At 39.0% G+C, this 9385-nt stretch carries 11 protein-coding genes; 1 reads left to right on the top strand and 10 read right to left on the bottom strand.

Annotated elements, in window-relative coordinates; all coding sequences use genetic code 11:
• Window positions 1-149 precede the first annotated feature (149 nt).
• The 6 genes from ACFSBH_RS13230 to ACFSBH_RS13205 all read right to left on the bottom strand — a co-directional run bounded on the left by ACFSBH_RS13230 (window position 150) and on the right by ACFSBH_RS13205 (window position 4828).
• Window positions 150-659 carry a metallophosphoesterase gene (locus ACFSBH_RS13230; protein ID WP_251512599.1) on the bottom strand — a complete coding sequence of 170 codons (510 nt, stop codon included), beginning with the start codon at window positions 657-659 and terminating at the stop codon, window positions 150-152.
• A gap of 47 nt (window positions 660-706) precedes the next feature.
• On the bottom strand, window positions 707-1306 hold the full coding sequence (locus ACFSBH_RS13225) for an XTP/dITP diphosphatase (protein WP_251512597.1): 600 nt from the start codon (window positions 1304-1306) through the stop codon (window positions 707-709).
• Window positions 1303-2070, bottom strand: coding sequence for a ribonuclease PH (gene rph / locus ACFSBH_RS13220; protein ID WP_251512595.1), 768 nt, complete (start codon window positions 2068-2070; stop codon window positions 1303-1305). Before rph ends, ACFSBH_RS13225 begins: the two co-directional genes overlap by 4 nt.
• 124 nt (window positions 2071-2194) lie before the next feature.
• Window positions 2195-3265 (bottom strand): GerMN domain-containing protein, encoded by a 1071-nt coding sequence (locus ACFSBH_RS13215; RefSeq protein ID WP_251512593.1) that lies wholly within the window; start codon window positions 3263-3265, stop codon window positions 2195-2197.
• Window positions 3266-3537: 272 nt separating this feature from the next.
• Window positions 3538-4353 carry a glutamate racemase gene (gene racE / locus ACFSBH_RS13210; protein WP_251512590.1) on the bottom strand — a complete coding sequence of 272 codons (816 nt, stop codon included), beginning with the start codon at window positions 4351-4353 and terminating at the stop codon, window positions 3538-3540.
• A 16-nt stretch (window positions 4354-4369) separates the two neighbouring features.
• Window positions 4370-4828 (bottom strand): MarR family winged helix-turn-helix transcriptional regulator, encoded by a 459-nt coding sequence (locus tag ACFSBH_RS13205; RefSeq protein ID WP_251512588.1) that lies wholly within the window; start codon window positions 4826-4828, stop codon window positions 4370-4372.
• 295 nt (window positions 4829-5123) lie between these two features.
• On the opposite strand from ACFSBH_RS13205, the gene ACFSBH_RS13200 reads away from it, so the two are divergent.
• The gene (locus ACFSBH_RS13200) at window positions 5124-5348 is read left to right on the top strand and encodes a helix-turn-helix domain-containing protein (RefSeq protein ID WP_156857869.1); all 225 of its coding nucleotides are present in this window, start codon (window positions 5124-5126) and stop codon (window positions 5346-5348) included.
• A gap of 49 nt (window positions 5349-5397) precedes the next feature.
• Here ACFSBH_RS13200 and ACFSBH_RS13195 read toward each other — a convergent pair whose 3' ends face one another.
• The 4 genes from ACFSBH_RS13195 to ACFSBH_RS13180 form a co-directional block, all read right to left on the bottom strand.
• Window positions 5398-5856: an acyl-CoA thioesterase gene (locus ACFSBH_RS13195; protein ID WP_379597945.1), complete on the bottom strand. Its 459-nt coding sequence runs from the start codon at window positions 5854-5856 to the stop codon at window positions 5398-5400.
• Window positions 5857-5938: 82 nt separating this feature from the next.
• A complete protein-coding gene (sdhB, locus tag ACFSBH_RS13190) occupies window positions 5939-6703 on the bottom strand; it encodes a succinate dehydrogenase iron-sulfur subunit (protein WP_251512585.1) in 765 nt (254 codons plus the stop codon).
• 16 nt (window positions 6704-6719) lie between these two features.
• Window positions 6720-8471, bottom strand: a complete 1752-nt coding sequence (gene sdhA, locus ACFSBH_RS13185; RefSeq protein WP_379597942.1) for a succinate dehydrogenase flavoprotein subunit — start codon at window positions 8469-8471, stop codon at window positions 6720-6722.
• Between the two features lie 30 nt (window positions 8472-8501).
• Window positions 8502-9122: a succinate dehydrogenase cytochrome b558 subunit gene (locus ACFSBH_RS13180; RefSeq protein ID WP_251512581.1), complete on the bottom strand. Its 621-nt coding sequence runs from the start codon at window positions 9120-9122 to the stop codon at window positions 8502-8504.
• Between the last annotated feature and the right edge of the window lie 263 nt (window positions 9123-9385).

Below are 9385 nucleotides of genomic sequence, written 5' to 3'. Positions count from 1 at the left end.
TATACTACCGCGCTTCGCTTGCTTGCCCTGTCTTTGGTGTTGAAGTCTTGCGACTTCAACACCAAAGACAGGGTATATGTTCTCCCACAAACATTTTACTCTAACTTTGAAAGCTTGCCCAGGGATTCCTCCCGGCAAGCTTTCAAAAATTATTTTGTACTGTAACCCAAAGCTTCGTATGGTTCACCATTCAACTTATAAAATTTGACTGTCAAATCATCAATTGAGTTCCAAGTAAGGATCGCATATGTTTTTTCTTTTATATTACCTCTTGGTTGTAATATGCTTCCAGGATTGATGAACAGCTGCTCTCCTTCACTCACCACACCAGCTTGGTGAGTATGTCCAAAACATATTACATCAGCATTTACCTCTTTTGCACGAAGAGACAGGGTCATAAGTCCATGATTCACTTTATGTAAATGACCATGTACGACCAAAAACTTCAATCCTCCCAGCTCTAAAACTTGTTCACCAGGATAACGATTGTCAAAGTCACAATTGCCGGCCACTTTATAAAACCCTTCTAGTGAACCTGCATCTATATCTAGCTCAGAATCTCCACAATGAATTCGGTAATCTACTTGATGCCTTGCTTTAATTTCTGATAATTCATCTGTTAGTCCGTGGCTATCACTGAGAATTAAAACCTTTGTCATGTCTCCACTCACATCTCCTTCCTCGAGGTTTAAACATAATTCCTACTTTAGCCTTTAATGATTTTTTCCCAACTTTCCAATTTTCTAATCGCATGACTCCGGTGACTGATTTTATTCTTCTCGGAAGGATCAAGTTCAGCCATCGTTTGCTCATAATCGTTCGGAATAAAAAGGGGATCATAACCAAACCCATTAATTCCTTTAGGTTCAGTGCCTATTTCACCTTCACACTCTCCTCTGTAGAAAGTGGTTTCTTCCCCAGGGATTGCAATGGCAAGGACGCAGACAAAGCGAGCAGAACGTTCACCTTTGGGAACTTGATACAATTCTTTTAATAGTTTCCGATTATTATCTTCATCGCTTTTTCCTTCACCTGCATATCTTGCAGAATAGATACCCGGTGCCCCATTTAACGCATCAACCATCAACCCTGAATCATCTGCTAATACCGGGACTTTTAATATTTCAGCGATTTGTTCAGCTTTAATTGCCGCATTCTCCTCAAAAGTCTTCCCTGTTTCTTCTACCTCTGGAAGGTCCTGCTGAATATCAAGTAATGATTCCACTTCAATATCATATTTAAGAAAAAAATCTCGGAACTCTCTTACTTTTCCTTTGTTTCTAGTCGCAATCAATATTTTCTTCATTCGTATGCTCCCTTGCTTTGCCTTTCACTTCCAATCAATTCACCTAGTTCGCCTAACGCTTCTTTTTGGATGTCAAATAGTTGCTGAATTCCTCGGTCAGCTAAATCAAGCATGCTAAACAACTGTTCTTTGGAAAAGGTTGCTTCTTCGCCTGTCCCCTGTATTTCAACAAATTCTCCATTTCCTGTCATAACGATATTCATGTCAACTCTCGCTTCCGCATCTTCTTCATAGTTTAAATCAATAACCTCATGTTCTGTCGACATAACTCCAACCGAGATTGCAGCCAAATAATCTTTTACTGGCAATTGATTGATTTTTTTGTTCTTCAGCAGAACTCCAAAAGCGAGTGCTACAGCGACAAATGCGCCAGTTATCGAAGCCGTTCTAGTTCCTCCATCTGCTTGAATAACATCACAGTCCACCCATACCGTACGCTCTCCAAAACTCTCAAGGTCTACTACAGATCGTAATGCCCTACCTATCAATCTCTGTATTTCCATCGTTCTACCTGATACTTTTCCCTTAGACGATTCACGAATATTTCTTTGTTCTGTAGCTCTCGGTAGCATAGAGTATTCAGCGGTTATCCATCCTTTCCCTTGACCTCTCATAAAAGGCGGTACCCGATCTTCTATACTTGCATTACAGATTACTTTCGTATTGCCTACCTCTATTAATACTGACCCTTCTGGATGCATAATATAATCTGTTGTAATTTTAATTGGTCTAAGTTCGTTTGTTGTTCTTCCATCTTTTCTCATAGTTACGTCCTCCTCATTCATCAAACCTAGCTTACCATACTTTTCTCTAAAGAAAAATTACGAAACCAAGGACTATTTTAATCACAAAAAAACCAGCAGTCCAATTACTGCTGGTTTTAAAATTCTAGAGTTTGTCCGAAGGAAGAAAGCTGTCTGCTGTTACTGGCTCAGTGTAAGCTTCACCGTTCTCATTATTAACCTGTTCCCTGTCTTCCACTTTGATGTCGACAGCATCCACTCCATCTTGAGCGGTTAGAGTCCTTACAAGAGTTTCGATTACTTCATCTGCAATAATGGATTGTTCACTATCTTCTAGGATCGCTTCATTAAATGTAAGCTCCAATACACCATCGGCAATTGTCGGTTCGTCAACCAACATCGTTTCGTCGTTAAAGACATGCAATACATTCGTCAGAAAACCAGGTCCATCAAGTAGTGAAGTTACGATAGATTCATATTTTTCTTCATCACCAGCCTCAACATATTGAGTAACCGGGATATAATATTGGTTTTCTTGATAACTCACCGGATAATACATGGTTATTGCTTCACTGTTGATAAAGTCAATTGTATCGGTATGAACAACATTAATTCCATTCGCCTTTGAATACCCTTTACCAATTGGTGTGCCATTCACTGGCATTTCATCCAGTGGATGTCCATTTACCCAAAGTTGGACGCGGTCCACATTCTCAAATTGAGTTAGAGTATGTGTAATGGATTCAAGGATTTTCACTTCATCCTCTGCGGCATATTCCTTGAATTCCTCAGACAAATCCACAATCATCGTCCCATCTTCAAGGAGATTCACCCCAAGTACTTCTGTTCCAGCAGGTAAAACCGCTCGGAATCCATTAGGAAGCACTTCAGTGACTGGACCATCTACAACTAAGTATTCTAATACTTGTGTAGCCACCTCTCTAGATTCAAGGAGTGGTAATTCCAGGATTTGCGAAGCAACCATACCGTTTGCATCTATTAAATATAGTTGACGTGCAGTTGTTTCGAGTACATCTGCTTCGCTACCCTCCTCTTCAGCTTTAACTTCCTCCGTTTCATTACCTGTTGTATCATTAACTGCTTCTGCATTGTTAGGTGGATCGATTTCAATGGATGACTGTTCCCCTTGGAAACAGGCTGATAGTAATAAGATGGAAGCACATACTCCAGGTAAAATTATTCGACTCGCTTTCATGCAATAACCCCCCTACGATGGTTTGTACTACAATATATACGAGCTATCCCTCAAAAATAGACCTTCTTCAAAAAAATAACTTATTTCAGTTGAACATTTAATACTAACTCTTAAATTATTGAATTAAGAAGAACCTCTACTGGAAGTCCGCAGTCCAAATACCTCTAGCTTTCCGCGGAGGGCTGCGGACGGAAAGAAAGTATCCTGAATCCAATTCTACAGTCTATTTAAATTGTTTGTTAAACAAAGAAAAAAGTTTAGCCTTATATGGGCTAATCTTTTTCGATTTCTGCTGATTTTATGATAAGTTCTTTGTATTTCCCATTTATAAAAATCTGCTGGGCTATTTTATCGAAGAGCTCCATGTCTCCGGTTGAATATATTTCGTGGACAGGGTGGTAGCCAGTTTTATTTTGTAACTGTTCAATCTCCAAAACAGCACTTGTTTCCCTAGCGGTTTCTTCACTTGAAGAAATTACGGTTACATTATCACCGACCACCTGTTGGATAATTGGCTTTAATAATGGATAATGTGTACAACCTAAAATTAATGTATCTAAATTTTTAAGACTCTTTAATGGCTTAAGAGTCTTCTCTACCGTTTCTTTCGCTTCATCTCCAGCAAAGATTCCTCTTTCCACCATTGGAACAAATGGTGGACATGCTAACGCCTTTACATGTATTTTAGGGTTTATACGTTCTAAAGCCTCTGGATAAGCTCCACTTTTCACCGTTCCCTCTGTCCCAATGATTCCAATATGATGATTTTTTGTAGCTTTAATAGCCGCTCTAGCACCTGGATTAATAACACCGATCACAGGAATATCCAACTTATTTTTCAAATCTTCTATTGTAAACGCTGTAGCCGTATTACAAGCTATCACCAGCAATTTAATTTCTTTTTCCAGTAAAAAGTCCACCATTTCCCAAGTGAACTTTTGGACCTCCTCTTTGGATCTTGGTCCATAAGGACAACGCTTAGTATCGCCAAGATAAATAAGTTTTTCCCTCGGCAGCTGCCGCATCATTTCTTGTAGAACGGTTAAACCTCCTACACCTGAATCAATTACTCCAATCGGTCTATTCACTTTCTCTTCCGCCTTTTTAAGATTTCTTGTTTACTTCTTTCATACGGTTGTATAATAAATCAAGCAGATGATTTAATGTAGCTGCTTGCTCTACATCGAACCCCTGTAATACTTCTTGTAAATATTCTTGTCGTTTTTCAATAACCTCATGAATAATTACTTTTCCTTTTTCCAATAGATGAATTCTCACCACTCGTCGATCCTTCTCATCTCTTATCCGTTCAACAAGGTCATTCTTTTCCATCCGATCGACTAAATCAGTCGTCGTACTGAATGCAAGACTGATTCTATTAGAAAGCTCACCAATAGTTAAATCCCCTTCCTCCAACAGCCATTGTAAAGCAACAAATTGTGGAGAAGTAATTGGGTAATTATGTAGGATTTTCCTTCCATTCTGTTTAATCATTCCCGATATATATCTCAACCTTTTTTCAATCTTAACGATTGATTCTGGTGATGTTTTGTTATGCTCCATATAGTATCCTCCTACTTTTGTACAAGTCTTGCTAAGTATTTAAAACTTATCGTTGTTTTATCCATACTCTAGATTAGTATAACAAATTTTTATTACATACATAGTAAATAAGTATAACGATTATTTTAAGAACTTCAAAGCTGGACTAACTTTCTCCTCATCAAGACTAACGATTAAAGTTCCAACAAATTGGGTGATTTATTACGCACTAAATCGTAAACCTTTCATAAGCTATAATGACTAAATAATTCCCTTCAAAAAGCAGCTCTATCAAGAGCAAGGAGGGGTTATCAATTTGAAGGACAGCAACTATAAACCGAAGCAATTATTAACGAAGCGAGAAAAGGAAGTATTTGAACTGCTTGTACAAGACATGACAACAAAAGAAATTGCCCAGAAACTGTTCATCTCAGAAAAAACGGTACGTAACCATATTTCAAATGCGATGCAGAAGTTAGGGGTAAAGGGGCGATCGCAGGCAGTAGTGGAGCTTCTCCGTATGGGAGAACTTAAGCTTTAATAAAAACCGACTTTCTACTTCGGAAAGTCGGTTTGTTCCTTTTTTTCCTCTAGTTATTGTTTTTCATTTCAGCTTCTAGTACAATCCTCATGTCAGAAGGGATGATTTGTGGTTTCTGTTTTATCAAATCAATCGTAACTAATCGGCCTCTCCCTGTTAATGTAATTTCACCTTTTTCGTTCTTAGCCATGTAGTGGATATCAAATGACGTATTACCAACTGATTCCACCTTTACATAAAAGTGAATAATCTCATTGAAATACATCTGACGCAGATAATTACATTGTAAATCAGCCACAACAAAACCGAGTTCGTCTTGCCCAAGTTCTTTAAATAAACCGAGGCTATTCAGATACTCGATACGGGCTTCTTCAAAATATATAAAGACAGATGTATTGTTAACATGCCCATATAAGTCTGTTTCTGAGAAGCGTACTTTAATTGGTAGTGAAAATGAAAAGCCTGACTGCCACTGTTCAAAGTCATGAATATAATCGATCGATTTCATTACACTTTCCTCCCAACTAAGCCAAATGGCCCTTACCAACATTGGAAAGGACCATTTTAATACTTTCAAGTAATACTATTCATTATAGTGCTTCATCACTACCAAAGAAGCTTCTGAATGCGTGAAGATTCGTTGCACGGTTCATCGCTGCAATGGAAGTGGTAAGTGGAATACCTTTTGGACAAACTTGCACACAGTTTTGCGAGTTACCGCAACCTGCTATGCCCCCTTCACCCATCAATCCTTCTAAGCGCTCGCTCGCATGCATTGCACCTGTTGGATGTGAGTTGAATAAACGAGCTTGTGAAAGAGCAGCCGGACCAATGAAGTCTGATTTGTCATTCACATTTGGGCAAGCTTCGAGACATACACCACAAGTCATACATTTAGATAGTTCATACGCCCATTGACGTTTGTTTTCAGGCATTCTTGGACCTGGCCCAAGATCATGCGTTCCATCAAGAGGAATCCATGCCTTCACTTGCTTCAATGCATCAAACATACGTTCACGATCAACAATTAAATCACGTACAACCGGAAATGTTGACATCGGTTCTAAACGAATTGGTTGCTCTAACTGGTCAACCAACGCGGCACAAGATTGTCGAGGCGTTCCATTGATCACCATGGAACAAGCACCACAAACTTCTTCTAAACAACTCATTTCCCAAGCAACCGGTGTTGTTTCCTTGCCATCTGCAGTTACCGGATTTTTTTGAATTTCCATTAATGCGGAAATGACGTTCATATTTTTACGGTATGGAACATGAAACGTCTCTTCATAGGGCTTAGAGTCGGGACTGTCCTGACGAGTTATTATAAACTCAACTGTACTATGTTCAGCCATCTGTATTCTCCCCCTCTTAGTTTACTGTTGTGTAGTCACGTTTTCTTGGTTTGATGAGTGACACATCAACATCTTCGTAGCTAATGACCGGTTCTTCATTCTTCGTATCAAATTCTGCTATTGTTGTCTTCAGGAAATCTTCATCATTACGCTCAGGAAATTCTGGTTTGTAGTGAGCGCCACGGCTTTCGTCACGTTTATAGGCTCCAATTGTAATTACACGTGCAAGATGCAACATGTTTTTCAATTGACGAGTAAACATGACACCTTGGTTACTCCAACGAGAAGTATCACCAATATTAATGTTTTCCCAGCGTTCTAGTAATTCTTGGATTTTTTCATCAGTCTTCAATAATTTAGCATTTTCACGTACAACGGTAACATTATCTGTCATCCATTCTCCAAGTTCTTTATGAATGGCATAAGCATTTTCAGTACCGTCCATAGCTAACATCTCATCAAATTGTTCTTGTTCTTTCAGTACTGCCTGATCAAACAAACTATCTGCCACATCATCTGCATGAGTTTTTAAGCCATCGATATATTCGATTGCTTTCGGACCAGCAACTGAACCACCATAAATGGCAGAAAGCAATGAGTTGGCCCCCAGACGGTTAGCTCCGTGCTGTGAATAATCAGCCTCTCCCGCTGCAAAAATCCCTGGTATATTCGTCATTTGAGTTTCATCAATCCATAGTCCACCCATAGAATAATGAACAGCCGGGAAGATTTTCATAGGAACTTTACGTGGGTCTTCACCAACGAACTTTTCATAGATTTCTATAATTCCACCAAGCTTAATATCAAGCTCTTTTGGATCTTTATGAGATAAATCAAGATAAACCATGTTTTCTCCATTGATTCCAAGCTTCTGGTTTACACACACGTCAAAGATTTCTCGTGTTGCAATGTCACGAGGTACAAGGTTTCCATAAGCAGGATATTTTTCTTCAAGAAAGTACCAAGGTTCACCATCTTTATACGTCCAAACTCGTCCACCCTCACCACGGGCAGATTCACTCATAAGACGTAGTTTGTCATCTCCTGGAATTGCAGTTGGGTGAATTTGAATGAACTCTCCATTTGCATATTTTACACCTTGCTGATAAAGCGCACTTGCTGCAGAACCAGTATTGATCATCGAGTTAGTAGATTTACCGAATATAATACCAGGTCCACCTGTAGCAAAAATTGTCGCATCCGAACGGAAAGCTCTGATCTCATGTGATTTAATATTCTGAGCTACAATTCCTCGGCCTATTCCTGCATCATCGATTACAGCTGAAAGGAATTCCCATCCCTCATACTTCGTTACTAACCCCTCAACTTCATAACGACGCACCTGTTCATCTAGAGCATATAATAATTGTTGTCCTGTAGTAGCCCCTGCAAATGCAGTACGGTGCATTTGCGTACCACCAAAACGTCTAAAATCAAGTAGACCCTCAGGTGTACGGTTAAACATAACTCCCATCCGGTCAAACATATGTATAATTCCCGGAGCCGCCTCACACATCGCCTTTACTTGTGGCTGGTTAGCTAAGAAGTCTCCACCGTATACTGTGTCATCAAAATGAAGCATTGGTGAATCCCCTTCACCTTTCGTATTAACCGCTCCATTGATTCCACCTTGGGCACATACAGAGTGAGAACGTTTTACAGGAACAATTGAAAATAAATCTACTTTTACACCTGCTTCAGCTGCTTTAATGGTAGCCATTAAACCTGCAAGACCCCCACCAACAACAGCAACTTTACGATTACTCATATAATTGACTCACTCCCCTATTTACTACTCTTACACACCATAAGCAAATTGAATTAATGTTCTAACACCGATGTAGCTTACTGCAAAAAAGATGAAGAGTGCTACATAAGTCATTACACGTTGTGATTTAGGTGTTTGTGTGATACCCCATGTTACAAAGAAGCTCCATAGGCCGTTTGCAAAATGGAACACCGCAGCAACAACACCAATTACATAGAACCAGAACATGAATGGGCTGGAAAGAATTCCTTCCATCAGGCTGTAGTCTAAATCTGCGTTGCCAAGCCCTATTTGAACACGTGTTTCCCATACATGCCATGCAATAAATACAATGGTAATCAGACCTGTTAAGCGTTGAAGCTTAAACATCCAGTTACGGAAAAATCCAAATCTCGCTACATTATTATTTGCAGTAAATGCTATGTACACCCCTAATACTGCATGATAAAGAATAGGCAGATAAATCACAAAGATTTCCAAAAGTATCACAAATGGAAGCCCTGCCATAAATCCTGCTGCTTTATTAAAGCTTTCTTCTCCATACACGGCAAAGTGGTTAATCACCAAGTGCTGAACTAAGAAAATTCCAATTGGAACAACACCCAGCAATGAATGTAACCTTCTCCAATAAAAATCACGTTGCCCCGCCATGTTTTTCCCCCCTTGTAGTTTTAATAGTTTCATATAGAGTGATCATTTTTAAGGGTAACTTTAATTTAAAATTCTTCAACTTCCCTCAAAATGATACAAAATTACAACACATTTATTGTACTTCTAAGTTGATAAACCGTCAAGAAAACGATTTAATTTGATTGAGTCAAGTACTTGTGGGAGTTTTTTAAGTCCCTTATTTTATACTGTTTTCGTCCAGTGTTTTGTTAGCGTTATCAACCCTATATTGCTCTAAAATGTTT

The organism is Oceanobacillus luteolus (assembly GCF_042678205.1).
GTDB lineage: Bacteria > Bacillota > Bacilli > Bacillales > Amphibacillaceae > Oceanobacillus > Oceanobacillus luteolus.
Note: the sequence above shows the minus strand (reverse complement) of the source record. Positions and strands in the feature narration are given on the sequence as shown.

Bases quoted from the DNA above. Each gene is read 5' to 3' on its own strand.
- ACFSBH_RS13225 (WP_251512597.1), bottom strand. From the start codon at position 1,306: ATGAAGAAAATATTGATTGCGACTAGAAACAAAGGAAAAGTAAGAGAG.
- ACFSBH_RS13230 (WP_251512599.1), bottom strand. From the start codon at position 659: ATGACAAAGGTTTTAATTCTCAGTGATAGCCACGGACTAACAGATGAA.
- sdhB (WP_251512585.1), bottom strand. From the start codon at position 6,703: ATGGCTGAACATAGTACAGTTGAGTTTATAATAACTCGTCAGGACAGT.
- rph (WP_251512595.1), bottom strand. From the start codon at position 2,070: ATGAGAAAAGATGGAAGAACAACAAACGAACTTAGACCAATTAAAATT.
- ACFSBH_RS13180 (WP_251512581.1), bottom strand. From the start codon at position 9,122: ATGGCGGGGCAACGTGATTTTTATTGGAGAAGGTTACATTCATTGCTG.
- ACFSBH_RS13215 (WP_251512593.1), bottom strand. From the start codon at position 3,265: ATGAAAGCGAGTCGAATAATTTTACCTGGAGTATGTGCTTCCATCTTA.
- sdhA (WP_379597942.1), bottom strand. From the start codon at position 8,471: ATGAGTAATCGTAAAGTTGCTGTTGTTGGTGGGGGTCTTGCAGGTTTA.
- ACFSBH_RS13195 (WP_379597945.1), bottom strand. From the start codon at position 5,856: ATGAAATCGATCGATTATATTCATGACTTTGAACAGTGGCAGTCAGGC.
- ACFSBH_RS13205 (WP_251512588.1), bottom strand. From the start codon at position 4,828: ATGGAGCATAACAAAACATCACCAGAATCAATCGTTAAGATTGAAAAA.